This is a genomic window from Acinetobacter sp. AS23 (assembly GCF_023612055.1).
In the GTDB taxonomy this organism is placed as follows: Bacteria; Pseudomonadota; Gammaproteobacteria; order Pseudomonadales; family Moraxellaceae; genus Acinetobacter; species Acinetobacter oleivorans.
On record NZ_CP082274.1, the window covers coordinates 1,683,750 to 1,704,156 of the forward strand.

Here is a 20,407-nt window from a genome sequence, read left to right on the forward strand (position 1 = left end):
TAATTTTTTATTAAAAATGCTGATAGAATAGCCAGTTGTTTAATGATCTTTGAATTGGTGCGGTTTGACTTTGCTTTATAGGGGCAGAGTACAGTAAAATTGCCCAACATTGTAGGCCGATTTCGGCTTGATTGTACGAGAAACTTAATGACCCATTTTATTTTTGTTACTGGTGGTGTGGTTTCATCGCTAGGTAAAGGTATTTCTGCTGCTTCAGTTGCTGCACTTTTGGAAGCCCGTGGCTTAAAAGTCACAATGGTTAAAATGGATCCTTACATTAATGTCGATCCGGGGACAATGAGTCCTTTCCAACATGGTGAAGTTTTTGTCACAGAGGATGGTGCCGAAACTGATCTAGACTTGGGTTATTACGAACGTTTCTTACGTCGTGCGAAAATGACCAAACTGAATAACTTTACTAGTGGCCGTGTTTATCAAGATGTTTTAAATAAAGAACGTCGTGGTGACTACTTAGGCGGTACGGTTCAAGTTATTCCACATATTACTGACAATATTAAAGAACGCGTACTTCGTGCTGGTGAGGGTTACGACGTTGCAATCGTTGAGATTGGTGGTACGGTTGGTGATATCGAATCACTTCCATTTATGGAGTCAGTTCGTCAGTTAATGGTTGAGCTTGGTCATAAACGTACCATGCTTATGCATTTAACTTTGTTGCCATATATTAAATCGGCAGCAGAGCTTAAGACGAAACCAACTCAGCATTCTGTAAAAGAATTACTTTCAATTGGTATTCAGCCAGATATTTTAATCTGCCGTACTGAATATGATGTAGATGTTGATACTAAACGCAAAATTGCATTGTTCACTAACGTGGAAGCGCGTGCCGTTGTGGTATGTAAAGATGCGAAAACGATTTATCAAATTCCACGTACTTTCTATGAACAAAACGTTGATGACTTGATCTGTGAGCGTTTTGGATTTAATGATCTTCCAGAAGCAAACCTAGAAGATTGGGACAATGTAGTAGAAGCATTACTTAATCCTGAATACACTTTACGTGTAGCTATGGTTGGTAAATATGTTGAATTACCAGATGCTTATAAATCTGTTAATGAAGCATTGTTGCATGCAGGCATCAAAAACCGTGTGAAAGTACAGATTGACTATGTCAATGCTGAAGAGCTTGAAAGCCAAGACGTTTCTATTTTGCAAACAGCTGACGCAATCTTAGTCCCAGGTGGCTTTGGTGAGCGTGGTACTGAAGGCAAAATGAAAGCTATTCAATATGCACGTGAAAACAAAGTTCCATTCTTGGGTATTTGTTTAGGCATGCAATTGGCTGTAATCGAATATGCACGTCATGTTGCTGCAATGCCAGAAGCATCTTCTACAGAGTTTAACCGTTCTACCAAGTATCCATTGATTGGTTTAATTACTGAATGGTTAGATGAGCGTGGTGAGTTACAACAACGTAGCGTAGAGTCTGATTTAGGCGGAACTATGCGTTTGGGTGCACAAAAATCTGAATTGGTTGAAGGCACTAAAACACGTGAAGTCTATGGTAAAGCAGAAATTACTGAGCGTCATCGTCACCGTTATGAAATGAATAACCGTTTCATTGACGCGATTGAACAAGCTGGTATGAAGATTTCTGGTTACTCTTCGGCACAACATTTGGTTGAAACTGTAGAAATTCCTGAACATCCTTGGTTTATTGCTGTACAATTCCACCCGGAATTTACAAGTTCACCACGTGATGGACATCCATTATTTGCTAGTTTTATTGACGCTGCGAAAACACAGCATCAAAAAAGTAAGTAATGCGATTTTAAATAAACTGGGAAAGTTTAAATGTCACAATTAAAACCACAAGAAGTTGTACGTTTAGGCGATATACAAATGGCAAATCATTTGCCATTTGTATTATTTGGCGGAATGAACGTACTTGAATCAAAAGATTTAGCTTTCGAAATTGCAGAAACTTATGTTGATATCTGCAAACGCTTAGACATTCCTTATGTATTTAAAGCGAGTTTCGATAAGGCAAATCGTTCTAGTCTGCATTCGTTCCGTGGTCCTGGACTTGAAAAAGGTATTGAATGGTTAGGCGATATTAAAAAACATTTTAATGTTCCTATCATTACCGATGTCCATGAGCCACACCAAGCTGAAGCAGTTGCAGAAGTAGCTGATATTATTCAGTTACCGGCTTTCTTAAGTCGCCAAACTGATCTTGTTGAAGCGATGGCAAAAACACAGGCTATTATTAACATTAAGAAAGCTCAGTTTTTGGCACCTCATGAAATGCGCCATATCCTGAATAAATGTTTAGAAGCAGGAAACGATAAACTAATTCTTTGTGAGCGCGGTTCAGCATTTGGCTATAACAACCTTGTTGTAGATATGCTTGGCTTTGACATCATGAAAGAAATGAATGTTCCTGTTTTCTTCGATGTAACACATGCGTTGCAAACTCCTGGTGGTCGTGCTGACTCGGCAGGTGGTCGTCGTGCTCAAATTACAACTTTAGCACGCGCTGGAATGGCAACAGGCTTGGCTGGATTGTTCTTGGAAGGTCATCCAGACCCAGAACATGCAAAATGCGATGGACCTTGTGCATTACGCATGTCGCAGCTTGAGCCATTCTTGGCACAAATAAAAGAATTGGATACTTTGGTTAAAGGATTCAAAAAGTTAGACACCCATTGAGTTTTTACTCATTTACGCTGCTTTAATCGCAGCTCATATTCATTCAACAGAGGAATTGTTCATGAGCCAAATCGTTGACATCCGTGCACGTGAAATTTTGGACTCTCGTGGTAACCCAACCATCGAAGCAGACGTAATTTTAGAATCTGGGGTTGTTGGTCGTGCATGTGCACCATCTGGTGCTTCAACTGGTTCTCGTGAAGCTTTAGAACTACGTGACGGTGATAAATCACGTTACTTAGGTAAAGGCGTTAAAACTGCGGTTAACAACGTAAACACGATTATCCGTGACGCTTTAGTGGGCAAATCAGTATTTGAACAAAAAGACATCGATAATGCGATGATCGAACTTGATGGTACTGAAAACAAAGAAAAATTGGGTGCAAATGCAACTTTGGCTGTGTCACTAGCTGTTGCGCGCGCTGCTGCTGATGAAAAGAAAATTCCTCTTTTCCAATACATCGCTGACTTACGTGGTCAAAAGATTTTGACTATGCCTGTACCAATGATGAACATCATCAATGGTGGTTCACATGCAGACAACAACGTTGATATTCAAGAGTTTATGATTGAGCCAGTAGGCTTTACTTCATTTGCTGAAGCATTACGTGCTGGTGCTGAAATCTTCCATTCACTAAAATCAGTCTTAAACAAAAAAGGTTTAAACACTGCTGTAGGTGATGAAGGTGGTTTTGCACCAAACTTGCGTTCAAATGAAGAAGCAATCACTGTTATTCTTGAAGCTATCGGTCAAACTGGTTACAAAGCTGGTTCTGATATTATGTTGGCGCTTGACTGTGCATCTTCAGAATTCTACAAAAATGGTCAATATGTTCTTGCGGGTGAAGGCAATAAAGCATTCACAAGCAACCAGTTCTCTGACTATTTAGCAGGCCTTGTAAACCAATATCCAATTATCTCAATTGAAGATGGTTTAGATGAGTCAGATTGGGAAGGTTGGTCTTACTTGACATCTATCCTTGGTGACAAAATCCAATTGGTTGGTGATGACTTGTTCGTTACAAACCCTAAGATTTTACAACGTGGTATTAATGAGAAAGTAGGTAACTCTATCTTAATCAAATACAACCAAATTGGTACGTTGACTGAAACTCTTGATGCAATTTACCTTGCTAAAGAAAATGGTTATACAACTGTAATTTCTCACCGTTCTGGCGAAACTGAAGATTCAACTATTGCTGACTTAGCAGTAGGGACAGCGGCTGGTCAAATTAAGACTGGTTCACTTTGCCGTTCTGACCGTGTTTCTAAGTACAACCAATTGCTTCGTATTGAAGAATTGACTAAAGCTGCTTACCGCGGTAAAGCTGAGTTTAAAGGTTTAAACTAATCTTTAAATAAAAAGTTAAAATTAGTTTTTTAATATTTTAAGGTGCTATTTTTAATAAAAAATAGCACCTTTTTTATTATCCTAGACGACGGGTTTTTAACGACTTAGCCCAACTATGGTGTTTGCAACGAGAACATTCTTGATCGAGTGTATTTAGAATTTTCGTTTCACCACATTTCATACATGAATAAAAAGTATTGATTTTAAGTACGTCAGCTTTGCAATAAGCATCTGGGAATAGGGGGAGTCCCCATTTTACCTCTTCATCTTCATAGTAAAGTAAACTCAAGATACCGTCAGACTCTAATAAGGCTGTTCTCACTTGGCCTAGATGTTCAACATTTTGTTGGCGCATTTCTGAGAAAAACTCATCATGTGAATATGATTGTTTCTGGAAATCTTTGTAAACCAAAAGTCCATCTTTGACTACACAGAGAGCTCTTCCTTCCAATAAGTCTTCAATTTTTTTATGTTTCACCATTGCCCAAGTTACAAGACGATAGAGAAAAAGAATAACGATAAATACGACAAAAGCATGAGAAATAGGTAAGTCCTTGGTAAACATTGGATCACCAGCAGCCGAGCCTAAACATAAAATAATTGCGAGTTCAAAAAGGGAGAGTTGGCGAACACCACGTTTACCTGATAGTCTTAAAAAACTAATAATAATGATAAACATAAGAAAGCATCGAACCAAGATTTCTAAAATAAAGGTCCAAGTCGTGTCACCTATGAAAATATTAAAAAAATCCATTTTTTCTCCTTTTTAATAGGTATATGAAGTCTTTATAAAATTCTTAGCAAATTAAAAATAGAAAAAATATACTTTTTAAGTAGTTGTTGGTTAAAAATTCGAACTTTATGTGATTTTGTATAAATTCTACTATTTAAAATATTTAATAAAATAAACATATAGTTGGAGCTTCAGTTGTATATGAAACAGCAAGAAAAATGATTGTTAAAATTATCAAATAAAATAAAAATTTTGATATGTATGGCCTAAATTTAGTTTCTCAATTTTTATAATGTTTGGTCTTAATATGTATATGATATATTTTAATATTATTGTTTTTTAAGAGAATTTCATATGATGAGAAAGCAATATCATTTTAGAAAAGTTAAAAATGATACTTATATTTGGGATGTAGATAATTTAGTAGCATTAACTAGAAATTTTAAAGTAAAAGAAATTTTGCTATCAGAAATAAAAGAATTAAATGAACCCTACTGGTATCCAGATTCTCATCCCACTACTCAAGATATCATTGATCATATGATATTAATTCAAGAGGCAGATTTGTCTTATCCAATAATACTATGTTCACAGGGCAGAATAATGGATGGTATGCATAGGGTAGGGAAAGCGAAAATTTTAGGTGAGGTTAAAATACGTGCTGTACAATTTGATAAAGACCCTCAACCAGATTATATCAATGTTGATGAGGATGATCTGAACTATGATGATTAATTATCAATAATTGCGAATATAACTTAGTGGCAATCAGGACTGTAGGGAATAGCGTCTAAACGTTTTTGGAAAACATTTGGATTCAGTATATTTTCATACATTTGTTGATATGTTCGTTTATGATCTTCAATGTGATGATAATCAACGATTTCTTGAAGTTTATCTTTATATTCTATATGTCCCGCATGAAACATCGCTGCATAATGGCCCCACAGTGCATATTGATATCGTATGGCTGCCTTTGGAATTAAATTTATTTCGTTTAAATAGCTATGAGCCGTTTTTTCATAACATGCTTTTATTTCATGAGCATCTTTTTTCATTTTTCTTAAGAAAATACATTGCATCTCTTGTAGTTGTGAACTATCTGTTTTATTTAAAATTTTTTCGGTAATTATATATGCCTCTTTAAGGCAACCTAAGTGAATAAGTACCTTGCGTTTGGTTTTTAAAATATCTAAATTATTATCATTGGAGGGAATTTTTTTTAATAAGTTTTTAAATTTTATATGGGAGGTATCTTGTGGCTGTCCAGCTTTTAGACTGTAAACAATATCATTATATTCAAATATATAAGGGTTAGCAGGTGTATATTGTTTATGATTGCTCTCCATATTAATTATTTTTGAAGGGCTATCATCAGTAGGGTGATCACAAGCGCTTAAACCTAAGCTTACTAAAGAAAACGCTAAAATTTTGTGCACTACAGTTTATACCTTTATTCTCTTTCATGAGATTTATGAAGAATAATAAAATATAAAAGAAAATACTGTGTAGTTTTTTATTTCTCATGTTCATGAGCAGTTTCACCATCAATTTGAATTTGAAAATTGGTTTATATTTTTTGCATCAATAATATAAAGCTCATGGTTTCAGCACCACGATTGAACAAGATCAGTATTTAATCTGTTGGAAATCCAAATTTTGATGTCGTGGATAGCGATTCTTTAATGCAATGATGGATTAACAATTTAAATTAAATAAATAAGAATAATTATTAACTTAAAGTTGATAACAATTATCATTCGTGTTAACTTTTGTGCCGAACTTTTACTACTGTGTAACAAGGAACAAGGTAGTAGAAGGCTAAAAATATGGTTCAGCACATTGGTTATTATGGAATTTTCTTATGTACAATCTGCCCTTTAGAAAAGCATTTAGAGTTCATCCTTTAGCAATTTCTATGGCTTTAACGGTACCTTCATTTGTTTATGCAGAACAAACCGAAACAACCACTTTAGCAACGATAAAAGTACAAGCAGAACAAGAAAATCCGGCCGTTACTGAAGGTTCCGGAAGCTATACAGCAAAAAGCACAAATACTTCTACAAAATTAAATTTATCTCTTCGTGAAACTCCTCAATCTGTCAAAGTTTTAACCCGTGAATATTTAGATGATCGAAAAATCGATTCCTTTCAAGATCTAATGAATAATATTACCGGTGTTTCAACCTCACGTACCGATGAACGTCAAAGAGTTTATGCACGTGGTTTTGAGGTGGATTATTACTTAATTGATGGAATACCTAGTACTACAAATTTAGGCACTGGAGATTTAGATTTAGATATTTATGATCGCGTCGAAGTCGTAAAGGGTGCCAATGGACTAACCACAGGTGCGGGAAACCCAGCGATGGCACTGAACATGATTCGGAAACATGCAAATTCAAAAGAACTCACTGGTAATGTCAGCACATCTTTAGGCTCGTGGAACTCTTGGAGTAGCTCAGCAGATGTTTCCACACCACTTAATGCAGATGGATCATTGCGTGGCCGAATGTTCGTAAAACATTCTGATGAAAAATCATTTATGGATTTCTATGAGAAAGAACGCAATGTATTTTATGGTGCGGTTGATTATGACTTAAGTGATAAAACAAGCATGTCGCTTGGTGCAACTTATCAAGAGTTACATCGTGATGGTATCCGCTGGGGCGGAACACCTGCGTTTTATACTGATGGGACTCGTACCAATTTTTCTAGAAGTTTAACAGTAAGCGCACCTTGGACTTACTGGGATGTAAATACAACGGCAGTATTTGCAAATTTAAAACAGAATTTATTTAATGACGTTAATTTAAATATTGCTTATACCTTCCGTAAAGAAGATACAGCTTCTATGTTGCTATATACAGCTGGAAAAGTAGACAAGGCAACCAATATAAGTCCATTAAAAAATGAAGAGGGCAAGGATAATGTCTCAGTATATGGTGCAAAAGCTGCAAATGAAGAAAACAATATTGATGTTTTTATCAATGCTCCATTTACGATTTTTAATCGTCCACAAGAAATTATTATTGGTGGATCTTGGAATAAGAATGAGAAAACAAAGGATATTTTTGGTGGGTCTAACACAAACCAAGACATTGAGAAATATTTAGGTGGACCACTTAACTATAATCATATGGCTCAAGAGTTGCTTCAGCCTGTTGTTTTAAACGGTAAAAATGCGCTGAATGAAACCACACAAACTGCTGCTTATGTTGCTGGTAAATTTCAGATTCTGGATCCTTTGAAAATTATTGCTGGCGCACGTTTATCTAACTGGGAATATAAGTCTGAAAATGATAAAGGCAACCGTGAATTTAACAATGAATTAGCACCATATGTTGGCGCTATTTATGATTTTGCTCAAGATCATTCTGTGTATGCAAGTTATACAGAAATTTTTAAACCTCAAGAACGTAAAGATATAAATGATCAATATATAGATCCGATTACGGGTAAGAGTTATGAGGCTGGCTTAAAGAGTGAATGGTTTGGAGGGCGTTTAAATACAGCATTGTCAGTATTCCGAATAGAACAATCTAATTTTGCTGAATCGATACCGGGAGTGTTTATTGTCCGTAATGGTACACAAACTACAGAGCAGGCCTATCGCGCTGTAGATGGGGTTGAAAGTAAAGGTTTTGAGTTTGAAGCTGATGGCGAGATTAATGACAATTGGGGTATTAACTTTGGTATTGCTAATTTTGAAGCAAAAGATGCACAAGGCACAAAGGTTAATACGACAAACTCTCGAACAACCTCGAATCTATTTGTTAAGTACAAACTTGATCAATGGAGTGCAGGGCTTGGTTTAAATTATAAGAGTAAATACTATACGGGTAGTAGAAGCTCTCGTATTGAGCAAGATGCATATGTTTTAGCAAGTGCGATGCTTGGCTATCAAGTAGATAAAAATATCAAACTTCAATTGAATATCGATAATATTTTTGATGAAAAATATTATGAAGGTATTGGTGCTAACTCAATGAATTGGGGCACACCACGAAATGCAACGTTGAGTGTTCGTTATAATTTCTGATTTAAACTCACATAAGAAAACGATTTATAAAAGTCCTCGAAAGCGGGCTTTTATTCTTTTTAAGCTCGTTTTAAAAGTGAAGAAAATCTTGACTTCTTTTTTTATAAATATGGTTGTATTATACAACTATATGTTGAGTGTGCAGTGATGATAGATCAAAAAATTATTGATGAAATCCGTAGTTCATCTCGAATCATGGTTCGTGAATTAGGTTTTATGAGTTCAACTCTTGCTGCCACTGATTATTCTCCGTCAGCTGTTCACTCTTTACTTGAGCTTGAAAATAGAGGTTCTCTAACCGCTGTACAATTAGGACAGCTTTTAGGTCTAGAGAAATCGAGTGTGAGTAGAATGTTGCTTAAACTCATTAAGGCTGGTGAGATTAAAGAGGAACAAGATAAGAATGATGCCAGACTAAAAGTGATTAAACTTACACCGAAAGGAGTGGATACTGTAAGAAAAATTAATAATTATGGAGAAATGCGAGTTATTCAAGCCATTGAAAAGTTAAACTCTTCTGAACAACTTATTATTGCTCAAGGTTTGACAGCCTATGCTGAATCTTTAGTAGACTGTCGAGATAATAAAGATCTTATAGATAACAATACTATTCAAATTGTGAGTGGATACCGTGCTGGTATGATTGGCAGAATCGCAGAAATGCATGGTACTTATTATTATGAAAATTATAATTTTGGACCTTTTTTTGAAGGAAAAGTGGCTACCAATGTAGCTGAGTTCTCTAACCGTCTTTATAAAGACTCTAATAATATTTGGTTGGCAATAAAAAATAATAAAATTGTGGGTTCTGTTGCGATTGATGGTGAAGATTTAGGAAATAACGAGGCTCATCTTCGGTGGTTTATTTTAAGTGACGATTGTCGAGGACAGGGCATCGGCAAAAAGCTATTAAAAGAAGCAATAAACTTTTGTGATCAAAAGCAATTCTCTGCTGTTCAATTATGGACGTTTAGTGGCCTTAGTGCCGCAAGAAAACTTTATGAAACTTTTGGTTTTAAACTTACGAATGAATGGGAGGGAGACCAATGGGGCAACACCATGTTAGAGCAACAATTTACACGGGTAAATAATGGAAATTAACCATAAGCTTTTCTCAACATAAATTTCTCATACTTAGAATGATTTTTTGTGTATAGATTGATTTATAAACAGTTGTACTTATAAATATTATTTCCCTTTCAAATTCTATTCATTTTTGACAAAATGAAACATGTCACAATGGTCAATTAAAGTAATATGCCCATTAATAATTTTGCTTAAATTTTTGCAGGAATTGCGCATGCTACTTGTTAATTACTATACAATACAAACTCTTAACGAAAGTTTTTAATTAAAAATCTTAATGATATGTTAGAAGTATTTCGATCCACTTCAAGCAAACTGATATTGCTACTTGTTATTGTATTAGTAGCTATCCTGCAATATCAATTTTGGTTAGGTGAGGGTGGCTATATCCCTCATCAAGCTCTCATGCAACAAATTCAGCAACAAGCTGAGGTAAATGAAGAGCTTAAAGAACGAAACCGTATTTTGGCAGCAGAGGTTTTTGACCTGAAAAATGGTACAGAAGCAATAGAAGAACATGCCCGCCTTGATCTTGGTTTGGTTAAACCTCACGAGACATTTGTGCAAATGAGTACAATCAGTACCCATTACAAACCTATTTATATTGACCCGAACGCTAAAGTTGATTTGGAAACGAATGAGACACCTGCATCCCCAGATATCCCAGACTAAATTGTGGGCAGTGATTCCAGCTGCAGGATCAGGAAGTCGTTTTTCTAAAACTGAATTGAAGCAGTATCAATATATTCAGAATAGAACTGTTTTAGAACATACGATTGGCCGTATAAGCCAACTTCCATTAAATGGTTATGTTTTGGCAATTGGTACACAAGATACCTTTGCCCAGACTCTAGCATTTCAAAATATAGATAAGGCGCATTTTTGCATAGGTGGAGCTGAGCGAGTTCATTCAGTTTTAAATGCGTTAAATCATCTTTTAAATTTTGCCGATGAAAATGATTGGGTCCTTGTGCATGATGCGGCTCGCCCTTGTGTAACCATTGATTGTTTAAATGCACTTGTGGCAAATGCAATTGAATCAAATGAGAGCGCTATTTTAGCAATTCCTGTTCGTGATACTTTAAAGCAGGTTAAGTCAGGCAATCAAATTGATAAAACAGTCAGCCGAGATTTATTATGGCAAGCCCAAACGCCTCAAATTACTAAAATCGGTAAACTAAAAAAAGCAATTGAACATGCTTTAGAAAATGATGTCACTATTACCGATGAGGCAAGTGCACTCGAGTATATGGGTGAAACTGTACAGGTCGTAATGGGTCGTTCGGATAATATAAAAATTACCTATCCCGATGATTTAGAACTTGCACGTTTGATTCTGCAATCTCAGTCTTAATTCTATTATTTTTTAACTTGCTTGGATAATTTGCCCATCTAAGTAAGTTTTCTACATATCTATTTATAACCACTCATATTCTTTTACATTGATAAGTTTTAGGATTTATCAAGATCGTAGAACTATACTAGATAATGTTCGATCATCGAACAAAAAATATTTATACCGAACAAAACCATGGTTTGATAACTAGATCAAATTACAAAAATTATCAAGAATGTTTAAAAGGAAATCTAAGGGAAACACTCGGGATTGAGTGAAATATCTATCTGTTCATTCTGCCTCTGTGTGCCTAACTCTCTTATCTATTCCTTCCTGAATGAGCACAATGGAGTTGTCTAATGATTGACAAAAGTAAGTCCTCTCTTAGCGAGGTACTATCGCAGATTAAAGATGGTGCAACCATTCTGATTGGTGGTTTTGGTACCGCAGGACAACCCGCTGAACTCATTGACGGACTAATTGAACTCGGTGTTAAAGACCTTACTATTGTGAGTAATAATGCCGGTAATGGTGATTATGGTCTGGCTAAACTGCTTAAAGCTGGTTCAGTTAAAAAAGTAATCTGCTCTTTCCCACGCCAATCAGACTCTTATGTGTTTGATGAATTGTACCGTGCCGGAAAGGTCGAGCTTGAAGTGGTTCCACAAGGTAATCTGGCTTGTCGTATTCAAGCTGCTGGTATGGGACTTGGTGCTGTATTTACCCCAACAGGCTTTGGAACACTTTTAGCTGAAGGCAAAGAAACCCGCCAGATCGATGGTAAAGATTACGTACTTGAATATCCGATTAAAGCTGACTTTGCCTTGATTAAAGCTTACAAGGGCGATCGCTGGGGCAATCTCGTTTACCGTAAATCTGCCCGTAACTTTGGCCCGATTATGGCCATGGCGGCGGATGTCACGATTGTTCAGGTTTCTGAAGTGGTTGAGCTAGGTGGTCTAGATCCAGAGCACATCATCACCCCAGGTATTTTTGTACAGCACGTTGTACAAGTACAGCCCGCACAGTAAGCAATAAGGAGAAATAACATGAGCTACCAGAAACTCAGCCGTGACCAGATTGCAAAACGTGTGGCACAAGATATTCCAGATGGCGCCTATGTAAACTTAGGCATTGGTTTACCAACCAAGATTGCAAGCTACTTACCTAACGATAAAGATATTTTTCTTCATTCTGAAAATGGCCTGTTAGCTTTTGGCCCACCGCCAGCAGCCGGTGAAGAAGACCCTGAACTGATTAATGCAGGTAAAGAGTTTGTGACCATGCTTGAAGGTGGCAGCTTTTTCCACCATGGCGATTCATTTGCGATGATGCGTGGTGGTCACCTTGATATTGCTGTGCTTGGAGCCTTTCAGGTTGCTGCGAATGGTGACTTGGCGAACTGGCACACGGGTGCACCGGATGCGATTCCTGCGGTGGGTGGTGCGATGGATTTAGCTGTAGGTGCTAAAAAAGTATTTATCACTACAGACCATGTGACTAAGCAAGGTGAACCGAAGATTGTGGCTGAGCTGAGCTATCCAGTTACGGGTAAACACTGTGTTGATCGTATTTACACTGACCTGTGTGTGATTGACGTGACTAAAGATGGTTTAAAGGTGATTGAGAAAGTGGAAGGTCTTAGCTTTGATGAGTTACAGGCTTTGACTGGTGCAACTTTGATTGATGCGACTCAAGGGTAAGGAAGTAGGGAAATGACATTAAAAAACGCTTATATCATCGATGCCATCCGTACTCCATTCGGCCGTTATGCTGGTGGCCTTGCTCCCGTTCGTGCCGATGACCTTGGCGCTGTACCGATTAAAGCACTCATGCAGCGTAACCCAAATGTAGATTGGGAACAGGTCGATGATGTGATCTATGGCTGTGCCAACCAAGCCGGTGAAGATAACCGTAACGTCGGTCGTATGTCAGCACTGCTTGCTGGTTTACCATATCAAGTACCAGCAACCACCATTAACCGTTTGTGTGGTTCTTCACTCGATGCGATTGCTATTGCTGCCCGTGCCATTAAAGCAGGTGAAGCAAACTTGGTGATTGCAGGTGGTGTAGAAAGTATGAGCCGTGCACCTTATGTGATGGGTAAGTCTGACAGTGCTTTTGGCCGTAGCCAGAAGATTGAAGACACCACCATGGGCTGGCGTTTCATTAACCCTAAACTTAAAGAATTGTATGGTGTAGATACCATGCCCCAGACTGCCGAAAACGTGGCTGAACAGTTTAACGTGAATCGTGCAGATCAGGACCAGTTTGCCTTGGTGAGCCAACAACGCACCGCAAGCGCGCAAGCCAAAGGCTTTTTTTCTAAAGAAATCGTGGCAGTTGAAATCCCTCAGCGTAAGGGTGATGCTGTTGTGGTTGATACCGATGAACATCCACGTGCATCGACCACGCTTGAGGGTTTAAGCAAACTTAAACCTGTGGTTAAAGCAGATGGCACAGTAACAGCAGGCAATGCTTCAGGCATTAACGATGGTGCAGCAGCTCTACTGATTGCTTCTGATGAGGCAGTTCAAGCTTACAACCTCAAACCGCGTGCCAAGATCATTGCTTCAACAGCAGTGGGTGTAGAACCACGCATTATGGGGTTTGCTCCAGCGCCAGCGATTAAAAAACTACTTAAACAAGCCAACCTGACTTTAGATCAGATGGATGTGATTGAGCTTAACGAAGCTTTTGCTGCACAAGCTTTAGCAGTGACCCGTGATTTAGGCTTGCCAGATGATAGCAACAAGGTAAATCCAAACGGTGGTGCAATTGCTTTGGGTCATCCACTTGGTGCATCAGGTGCACGCTTAGTGACAACAGCCCTAAACCAGCTTGAACAGACAGATGGTCGTTACGCTTTGTGTTCAATGTGTATTGGTGTAGGTCAAGGCATCGCATTGATTATTGAGAGAGTTTAATCATGAGCCAGTTATATGCCAGCTTGTTTTATCAAAAAGACGTCACTGACATCTTTAGTGACTCATCTTTAATCAAATACATGATTCAGGTTGAAGTTGCGTTAGCTCAAGCACAGGCAAAAGTTGGCGTGATTCCTCAAAATGCGGCTAATACCATTGCTCAAGTAGCTGAGCAGGCAATAGAAAAGTTTGATTTTCCAGCGTTGGCTGTAGCAACAGGCTTAGCTGGAAATATCGCAATTCCATTTGTAAAACAGCTTACGGCAATTGTTAAAGATGTAGATGAAGATGCTTCACGTTATGTGCATTGGGGTGCAACGAGTCAGGATATTTTAGACACAGCCTGCATTTTGCAATGCCGCGATGCGTTAAATATTGTCGAAGCACAACTTCAACAGTGCTACAGCACTGCATTACAACAAGCTAAGCAATATCGCTATCAAGTCATGATTGGACGTACATGGTTACAGCAAGCTTTGCCAATTACTTTAGGGCATAAACTCGCTCGCTGGGCTTCTGCGTTTAAACGTGATTTAGACCGTATACAAGCTATGAAATCACGTGTATTTACTGCTCAGTTAGGTGGCGCTGTGGGTTCATTAGCATCTTTGCAAGATCAAGGTTCACTTGTGGTCAGTGCATTTGCTCAGCAGCTGAATCTGACTGTACCGACAAGCACATGGCATGGTGAGCGCGACCGTATTGTAGAAATCGCAAGTGTGCTTGGCATGATTGTTGGGAATACGGGCAAGATGGCACGTGATTGGTCACTCATGATGCAAACTGAAATTGCCGAATTGTTTGAACCAACTGCAAAGGGCCGTGGTGGTTCATCAACCATGCCTCATAAGCGGAATCCAGTTGCAGCAGCTTCAGTACTTGCAGCAGCAAATCGTGTACCAGCACTTATGTCTAGCATCTATCAAAGCATGGTGCAGGAACATGAGCGTAGCTTAGGTGCATGGCATGCAGAATGGTTAGCAATCCCTGAAATTTTTCAGCTTTGTGCTGGAGCATTAACTCGTACTGGTGAAGTTTTACAAGGTTTTGAAGTTAATGCTGAGCATATGCAGCAGAACCTTGACTGTACCAACGGGCTGATTATGGCAGAAGCTGTGATGATGGCGCTTGCTCCAAAAATTGGACGTTTAAATGCACATCATGTTGTTGAAGCAGCTTGTAAAACAGCCGTGGCTCAAAAGCAGCATTTATCTGAAGTTGTTAGTCAGTTAGATGAAGTAAAAGAACATTTTAGTGAAACAGAAATTTTGGAAATATTTAAAGCAGAAAACTATTTGGGCAACATTCAAGCTCAAATTGATGCTGTTCTGCAAGAAGCACAAGGAGGAGACATAAAGTGAAACAGCTTATAACCAATCGACAAGGTAAACAGCTCGCTGTATACACTGACGGATTAAAAGATGCTCCAACACTTGTGTTATCTAACTCCTTAGGAACAGATCATGGAATGTGGCAGCCGCAAGTAGATGAGCTTAAAAGTCATTTTAATGTCATTACATACGACACACGTGGTCATGGCGAAAGTGATGTGATCGCTGAAACATCTTTACAAAATTTAGGTGAAGATGTTGCTGATATTTTAGATGCCTTAGATATTGAAAAAGCTCATTTTTGTGGCATTTCAATGGGCGGAATTACAGGGCTTTGGTTAGCTATCCATTACCCAGAGCGCTTTCTAAGTATTACTGTCGCAAATTCGGCGGCAAAAATTGGACAGGCTGAGGCGTGGTTGAGTCGCGCAGAATCAGTAGAACAAAATGGACTGGCTGAATTGGTTAAAACCACGCACACACGTTGGTTTAGCGAAAAATTCGACTATCAACATAATGTGGTTGCACAAACGACGATTCAAAGTCTGGCAAACACACCAGCACAAGGTTATGCCAATGCATGTCGTGCTTTAGCACATGCTGATTTAAGAGATGAAATTACACAAATCCAAGTGCCGGTATTGCTCATTGCAGGAACGGCAGATCCAGTGACAACAGTAGCAGATGCTGAGTTTATGCAGAATGCTATTAAGAACAGTCAAATTGCTAAATTAGAAGCATCTCATCTTTCTAATATTGAGCAACCACAAAGATTTACACAGGAATTGACTAGGTTTATTCAGCAAATCTAATAGCTTAGTAGTTTAAAAGGAATTGGCCTTAAGGAGGCAAATATGGCGTCTCAGGATTACGCTGCACCAAATAAAAGTATCGATGCTCAAGCATTAATTAATGATGCTCCACTCAGTAAGTATCAATGGATGATCGCAATCATCTGTTTCTTAATTATTTTTACTGATGGTATCGATACTGCTGCAATGGGTTTTATCGCTCCAGCTTTGGCTCAAGACTGGGGTGTTGATCGTTCTCAGTTAGGCCCAGTGATGAGTGCTGCACTTGGTGGAATGATTATTGGAGCTTTGGTTTCTGGTCCAACAGCTGACCGTTTTGGTCGAAAAATCGTTTTAGCTTTTTCGATGCTTGTGTTTGGTGGTTTTACTTTGGCATCTGCGTATGCGACCAACTTAGATACCCTTGTCGTTTTACGCTTTTTGACAGGTATTGGTTTGGGTGCAGCGATGCCAAATGCCACCACATTATTCTCTGAATACTGTCCAACACGCATTCGTTCACTACTGGTGACATGCATGTTCTGTGGCTACAACCTAGGAATGGCAACAGGTGGCTTTATTAGTAGCTGGCTCATCCCGACCTATGGTTGGCACAGTCTATTTTTACTTGGTGGCTGGTCACCTTTGATCTTAATGATTTTAGTGATTTTTGTATTACCTGAGTCTTACCGCTTTTTAATTGTTAAAGGTAAGAACCCTGAAAAAGTACGCAAGATCTTAAATCATATCGCGCCAACGCAAGTTCAAAATGCGACCGCATTCCACGTACCTGAAGAGAAAACTGAAACAGCTCAAAAGAAAAATGTCTTTGGGATTATGTTTTCTAAACCTTATGCGAAAGGAACACTTTTACTTTGGTTGACCTATTTCATGGGCTTAGTAGTTGTTTACTTGCTTACAAGCTGGTTACCAACACTCATGCGTGAAACAGGTGCTTCAATGGAACGTGCTGCATTTATCGGTGGATTGTTCCAGTTCGGTGGTGTGGTAAGTGCATTGTTCATCGGTTGGGCGATGGACAAATTTAACCCGAACCGAGTCATTGCCATTTTCTACTTTGCTGCGGGTCTATTTGCGATTGCTGTTGGTCAAAGCTTAGGAAACTCAACATTACTTGCTGTATTGGTTCTTTGCGCAGGTATCGCGATTAATGGTGCGCAGTCTTCAATGCCAGCTTTGAGTGCTCGTTTCTATCCAACACAATGCCGTGCTACGGGTGTGTCTTGGATGACAGGTATTGGTCGTTTCGGTGCGGTATTTGGTGCTTGGATTGGAGCTGTGCTACTCGGTAATGATTGGTCGTTTACTGCCATTCTCAGTTTATTACTAATTCCAGCGACTGCTGCGGCTGTTGCTGTATTTGTTAAATCACTTGTTGCGCATACCGATGCAACTTAATAGAGGTCTATCACAATGAATGATGAACAACGCTATAAACAAGGCATTGAGGTGCGGACTGAAGTTTTGGGTGAAAAGCATGTTGGTCGGTCTTTGCAAAACTTAAATGACTTTAACCAAGATTTTCAAAACTTTATTAGCCGTTACGCATGGGGTGAAGTGTGGTCTCGTCCGGGCCTACCGCGTCATACACGTAGTTTAGTGACGATCGCAATTTTATTGGCGCTTGGCCGCGAAGATGAACTACGCATGCATTTACGTGCTTGTTTCAACAATGGTGTCACTAAAGAAGATTTAAAAGAGTTGATCTTACATAGCTCGCTCTATGCAGGTTTACCTGCTGCAAATGCTGCAATGCATATGGCCGAAGAAGTCTTTAAAGAGTTGGGAATAGAAGTCAACTCAGTTGCAGCAAAAGAACAGGATTAAGGAGATAAAGATGTCACAACATAGCTGGGGTGCTTACGCCCAACGTAATACAGAAGACCATCCACCTGCATATGCAGAAGGTTATAAGACAAGTGTTTTACGTTCGCCAAAAAATGCATTGATTTCTATTAATGAGACTTTAACTGAAGTTACTTCACCGCATTTTTCTTCAAACTTGTTTGGCCCAAAAGATAACGATTTGATTTTGAACTATGCCAAAGATGGTTTACCAATTGGTGAGCGTGTCATCGTTCATGGTTATGTCCGTGACCAGTTTGGCCGTCCTGTAAAAAATGCACTTTTAGAAGTATGGCAAGCCAATGCTTCTGGTCGTTATCGCCATCCAAACGACAAATTTATTGGTGCAATGGACCCTAACTTCGGTGGTTGTGGTCGTACATTAACTGACGAAAATGGTTTTTATATTTTCCGTACCATTAAACCAGGTCCATATCCGTGGCGTAACCGTATCAATGAATGGCGTCCAGCTCATATTCACTTCTCTTTAATTGCTGATGGTTGGGCTCAGCGCCTAATTTCGCAGTTTTATTTTGAAGGCGATACGCTCATTGACACTTGCCCGATTTTAAAAACGATTCCTTCTGAAGATCAACGTCGTGCATTGATTGCACTAGAAGATAAAAACAACTTTATCGAAGCAGATAGCCGTTGTTACCGTTTTGACATCACTTTACGTGGTCGTCGAGCGACTTACTTCGAAAATGATTTGACTTAATCGGGAGCACGAGCATGAATAACTGGAATTTTCAGGAATTAAAAGAAACTCCATCTCAAACAGGTGGTCCTTACGTCCACATTGGTTTATTGCCACAACAAGCAAATATTGAAGTGTTTGAAAACAACTTTAATAACCAGTTAGTACAAGACCAAACCAAAGGCGAGCGTATTCGTCTTGAAGGTCAGGTATTTGACGGATTAGGTTTACCGCTGCGCGATGTGCTGATCGAAATTTGGCAAGCTGATGCGAATGGTATTTACCCAAGTCAGGCAGATACGCGTGAGCAAAAAGCTGATCCTGCATTTCAGGGTTGGGGACGTACTGGCGCTGACTTTGAAACAGGCGTTTGGAGCTTTAATACAATTAAGCCAGGTGCTACAGCAGGTCGCAAAGGTTCAACTCAAGCACCGCATATTGCATTAGTCATTTTCGCTCGCGGTATTAACTTAGGTCTTCATACACGTGTTTATTTTGAAGATGAAGCCGAGGCAAATGGCAATGACCCAATTTTAAATAGCATTGAGTGGGCACCGCGTCGCCAAACGCTTATTGCAAAACGTTTTGAAGAAAATGGTGAAATTGTTTACCGCTTTGATATTCGTATTCAAGGCGATAACGAAACAGTATTTTTTGATATTTAAGAAACACCTAAGGCTACACATGATTGTCCATGGATGCGTGTAGCCTTTTTAAAGGATGGTATGACAGAGATGAAAATGAAAACATTATTAAGCTTAAGTTTGCTTGCACTCCCATTTTTTACAGCACAGGTGAATGCTGAACCTGTTGCTTTAGCTACTCAAACACAACCTGCGACTACAGCAGTTAAAACAATTGTTCCAATTACAGCAAAGACCAAAGAACAAGCTTTAGCGCAAGCTCAAGTGATTGCAAATACAGCAGATGCTGATTTGGCAGAGTTCCGTATCGACTTACTCAGTTTTGCAAGTGATACAAAACAAGTGATTGCATTGGGGCATGAATTAAAAAAGATTTTAGGTAATAAGCCGCTAATCGCCACAATTCGCACTAAAAATGAAGGTGGTCAGCTTGAAATTAGCGATGTTGATTATGGTAAGACTTATCAGGCTTATTTAAAAAATCCGTTCATGGACTGGTTAGATGTTGAAATGTTCCGTGATCAAAAAGTAGTTTCAGATATAGTTCAAAAAGCACATCAAAAGAAAGTGCTGATTGTGATGTCCAATCATGACTTCCAAAAAACGCCAAGCCAAGATGAAATTGAAAAACGCCTGTTAAAACAAGATCAAATGGGCGCAGATATTCTAAAAATTGCCGTAATGCCAAAATCTAAACAAGACGTTTTCACTTTAATGAACGCAACTTTAAAAGTAAGTCAGCAAACCACTAAACCATTGTTAACGATGTCGATGGGACAACTTGGTACGATTTCTCGTGTTGCGACTGCCAATATGGGTGGAAGTTATAGCTTTGGCATGATTGGGCAGGCTTCTGCACCAGGACAAATTGATGTGACTAAGCTCAAACAGATTTTAAAAACCGTTCAACCAACAAACCCATAAATCATA

At 38.7% G+C, this 20,407-nt stretch carries 20 protein-coding genes; 18 read left to right on the forward strand and 2 right to left on the reverse strand.

Translation table 11 applies throughout. The features are described from left to right. Positions 1-147 precede the first annotated feature (147 nt). The 3 genes from pyrG to eno all read left to right on the forward strand — a co-directional run bounded on the left by pyrG (position 148) and on the right by eno (position 4,024). A complete protein-coding gene (gene pyrG / locus K6I41_RS07890; protein WP_250375564.1) occupies positions 148-1,785 on the forward strand; it encodes a CTP synthase in 1,638 nt (545 codons plus the stop codon). A 30-nt stretch (positions 1,786-1,815) separates the two neighbouring features. After that, on the forward strand, positions 1,816-2,673 hold the full coding sequence (gene kdsA / locus K6I41_RS07895; protein ID WP_003652054.1) for a 3-deoxy-8-phosphooctulonate synthase: 858 nt from the start codon (positions 1,816-1,818) through the stop codon (positions 2,671-2,673). A gap of 61 nt (positions 2,674-2,734) precedes the next feature. Beyond that, entirely contained in the window at positions 2,735-4,024 is a 1,290-nt protein-coding gene (gene eno, locus K6I41_RS07900; RefSeq protein ID WP_013197659.1) for a phosphopyruvate hydratase, read from the forward strand. 76 nt (positions 4,025-4,100) lie between these two features. Here the strand turns inward: eno and K6I41_RS07905 are convergent, their stop codons facing one another. Beyond that, positions 4,101-4,778, reverse strand: coding sequence for a DUF421 domain-containing protein (locus tag K6I41_RS07905; protein WP_130172518.1), 678 nt, complete (start codon positions 4,776-4,778; stop codon positions 4,101-4,103). Between the two features lie 336 nt (positions 4,779-5,114). On the opposite strand from K6I41_RS07905, the gene K6I41_RS07910 reads away from it, so the two are divergent. Then, complete coding sequence (locus K6I41_RS07910; RefSeq protein ID WP_250375764.1) at positions 5,115-5,492, forward strand: hypothetical protein; 378 nt, start codon at positions 5,115-5,117, stop codon at positions 5,490-5,492. A gap of 23 nt (positions 5,493-5,515) precedes the next feature. On the opposite strand, the gene K6I41_RS07915 is transcribed toward K6I41_RS07910, so the two are convergent. Continuing rightward, positions 5,516-6,196, reverse strand: a complete 681-nt coding sequence (locus K6I41_RS07915; protein WP_250375565.1) for a hypothetical protein — start codon at positions 6,194-6,196, stop codon at positions 5,516-5,518. Between the two features lie 425 nt (positions 6,197-6,621). Here K6I41_RS07915 and K6I41_RS07920 point away from each other — a divergent pair, with 425 nt between their 5' ends. From K6I41_RS07920 to aroD, 14 genes are all read left to right on the forward strand, one after another. After that, positions 6,622-8,799: a TonB-dependent siderophore receptor gene (locus tag K6I41_RS07920; RefSeq protein ID WP_350028596.1), complete on the forward strand. Its 2,178-nt coding sequence runs from the start codon at positions 6,622-6,624 to the stop codon at positions 8,797-8,799. Between the two features lie 147 nt (positions 8,800-8,946). Then, positions 8,947-9,900 carry a bifunctional helix-turn-helix transcriptional regulator/GNAT family N-acetyltransferase gene (locus K6I41_RS07925; RefSeq protein ID WP_250375566.1) on the forward strand — a complete coding sequence of 318 codons (954 nt, stop codon included), beginning with the start codon at positions 8,947-8,949 and terminating at the stop codon, positions 9,898-9,900. 267 nt (positions 9,901-10,167) lie between these two features. Continuing rightward, positions 10,168-10,557: a cell division protein FtsB gene (gene ftsB / locus K6I41_RS07930; protein ID WP_004643028.1), complete on the forward strand. Its 390-nt coding sequence runs from the start codon at positions 10,168-10,170 to the stop codon at positions 10,555-10,557. Further along, the gene (gene ispD / locus K6I41_RS07935; RefSeq protein WP_049836840.1) at positions 10,523-11,239 is read left to right on the forward strand and encodes a 2-C-methyl-D-erythritol 4-phosphate cytidylyltransferase; all 717 of its coding nucleotides are present in this window, start codon (positions 10,523-10,525) and stop codon (positions 11,237-11,239) included. Before ftsB ends, ispD begins: the two co-directional genes overlap by 35 nt. Positions 11,240-11,580: 341 nt before the next feature. Next, a complete protein-coding gene (locus tag K6I41_RS07940) occupies positions 11,581-12,252 on the forward strand; it encodes a 3-oxoacid CoA-transferase subunit A (RefSeq protein WP_013197703.1) in 672 nt (223 codons plus the stop codon). Positions 12,253-12,270: 18 nt separating this feature from the next. Beyond that, positions 12,271-12,924, forward strand: a complete 654-nt coding sequence (locus tag K6I41_RS07945; protein WP_004792017.1) for a 3-oxoacid CoA-transferase subunit B — start codon at positions 12,271-12,273, stop codon at positions 12,922-12,924. A 12-nt stretch (positions 12,925-12,936) separates the two neighbouring features. Continuing rightward, positions 12,937-14,148: a 3-oxoadipyl-CoA thiolase gene (gene pcaF / locus K6I41_RS07950; RefSeq protein WP_192453930.1), complete on the forward strand. Its 1,212-nt coding sequence runs from the start codon at positions 12,937-12,939 to the stop codon at positions 14,146-14,148. Positions 14,149-14,150: 2 nt separating this feature from the next. Continuing rightward, positions 14,151-15,509, forward strand: a complete 1,359-nt coding sequence (gene pcaB / locus K6I41_RS07955; RefSeq protein ID WP_151767811.1) for a 3-carboxy-cis,cis-muconate cycloisomerase — start codon at positions 14,151-14,153, stop codon at positions 15,507-15,509. Further along, positions 15,506-16,291, forward strand: a complete 786-nt coding sequence (pcaD, locus tag K6I41_RS07960) for a 3-oxoadipate enol-lactonase (protein ID WP_151767810.1) — start codon at positions 15,506-15,508, stop codon at positions 16,289-16,291. The genes pcaB and pcaD overlap by 4 nt, the downstream gene beginning before the upstream one ends. Positions 16,292-16,333: 42 nt before the next feature. Further along, positions 16,334-17,689 (forward strand): 4-hydroxybenzoate transporter PcaK, encoded by a 1,356-nt coding sequence (gene pcaK / locus K6I41_RS07965; protein WP_250375567.1) that lies wholly within the window; start codon positions 16,334-16,336, stop codon positions 17,687-17,689. Positions 17,690-17,704: 15 nt separating this feature from the next. After that, positions 17,705-18,118: a 4-carboxymuconolactone decarboxylase gene (gene pcaC, locus K6I41_RS07970; protein WP_005306044.1), complete on the forward strand. Its 414-nt coding sequence runs from the start codon at positions 17,705-17,707 to the stop codon at positions 18,116-18,118. A 10-nt stretch (positions 18,119-18,128) separates the two neighbouring features. Then, on the forward strand, positions 18,129-18,854 hold the full coding sequence (gene pcaH / locus K6I41_RS07975) for a protocatechuate 3,4-dioxygenase subunit beta (protein WP_016137964.1): 726 nt from the start codon (positions 18,129-18,131) through the stop codon (positions 18,852-18,854). A gap of 14 nt (positions 18,855-18,868) precedes the next feature. Continuing rightward, positions 18,869-19,498 carry a protocatechuate 3,4-dioxygenase subunit alpha gene (pcaG, locus tag K6I41_RS07980; protein WP_005306041.1) on the forward strand — a complete coding sequence of 210 codons (630 nt, stop codon included), beginning with the start codon at positions 18,869-18,871 and terminating at the stop codon, positions 19,496-19,498. 75 nt (positions 19,499-19,573) lie between these two features. Continuing rightward, positions 19,574-20,401: a type I 3-dehydroquinate dehydratase gene (aroD, locus tag K6I41_RS07985; RefSeq protein ID WP_081402266.1), complete on the forward strand. Its 828-nt coding sequence runs from the start codon at positions 19,574-19,576 to the stop codon at positions 20,399-20,401. The last annotated feature ends 6 nt before the right edge of the window (positions 20,402-20,407 follow it).

Bases quoted from the DNA above. Each gene is read 5' to 3' on its own strand.
- pyrG (WP_250375564.1), top strand. From the start codon at position 148: ATGACCCATTTTATTTTTGTTACTGGTGGTGTGGTTTCATCGCTAGGT.
- kdsA (WP_003652054.1), top strand. From the start codon at position 1,816: ATGTCACAATTAAAACCACAAGAAGTTGTACGTTTAGGCGATATACAA.
- eno (WP_013197659.1), top strand. From the start codon at position 2,735: ATGAGCCAAATCGTTGACATCCGTGCACGTGAAATTTTGGACTCTCGT.
- K6I41_RS07905 (WP_130172518.1), bottom strand. From the start codon at position 4,778: ATGGATTTTTTTAATATTTTCATAGGTGACACGACTTGGACCTTTATT.
- K6I41_RS07910 (WP_250375764.1), top strand. From the start codon at position 5,115: ATGAGAAAGCAATATCATTTTAGAAAAGTTAAAAATGATACTTATATT.
- K6I41_RS07920 (WP_350028596.1), top strand. From the start codon at position 6,622: ATGTACAATCTGCCCTTTAGAAAAGCATTTAGAGTTCATCCTTTAGCA.
- K6I41_RS07925 (WP_250375566.1), top strand. From the start codon at position 8,947: ATGATAGATCAAAAAATTATTGATGAAATCCGTAGTTCATCTCGAATC.
- ftsB (WP_004643028.1), top strand. From the start codon at position 10,168: ATGTTAGAAGTATTTCGATCCACTTCAAGCAAACTGATATTGCTACTT.
- ispD (WP_049836840.1), top strand. From the start codon at position 10,523: ATGAGACACCTGCATCCCCAGATATCCCAGACTAAATTGTGGGCAGTG.
- K6I41_RS07940 (WP_013197703.1), top strand. From the start codon at position 11,581: ATGATTGACAAAAGTAAGTCCTCTCTTAGCGAGGTACTATCGCAGATT.
- K6I41_RS07945 (WP_004792017.1), top strand. From the start codon at position 12,271: ATGAGCTACCAGAAACTCAGCCGTGACCAGATTGCAAAACGTGTGGCA.
- pcaF (WP_192453930.1), top strand. From the start codon at position 12,937: ATGACATTAAAAAACGCTTATATCATCGATGCCATCCGTACTCCATTC.
- pcaB (WP_151767811.1), top strand. From the start codon at position 14,151: ATGAGCCAGTTATATGCCAGCTTGTTTTATCAAAAAGACGTCACTGAC.
- pcaK (WP_250375567.1), top strand. From the start codon at position 16,334: ATGGCGTCTCAGGATTACGCTGCACCAAATAAAAGTATCGATGCTCAA.
- pcaC (WP_005306044.1), top strand. From the start codon at position 17,705: ATGAATGATGAACAACGCTATAAACAAGGCATTGAGGTGCGGACTGAA.
- pcaH (WP_016137964.1), top strand. From the start codon at position 18,129: ATGTCACAACATAGCTGGGGTGCTTACGCCCAACGTAATACAGAAGAC.
- pcaG (WP_005306041.1), top strand. From the start codon at position 18,869: ATGAATAACTGGAATTTTCAGGAATTAAAAGAAACTCCATCTCAAACA.
- aroD (WP_081402266.1), top strand. From the start codon at position 19,574: ATGAAAACATTATTAAGCTTAAGTTTGCTTGCACTCCCATTTTTTACA.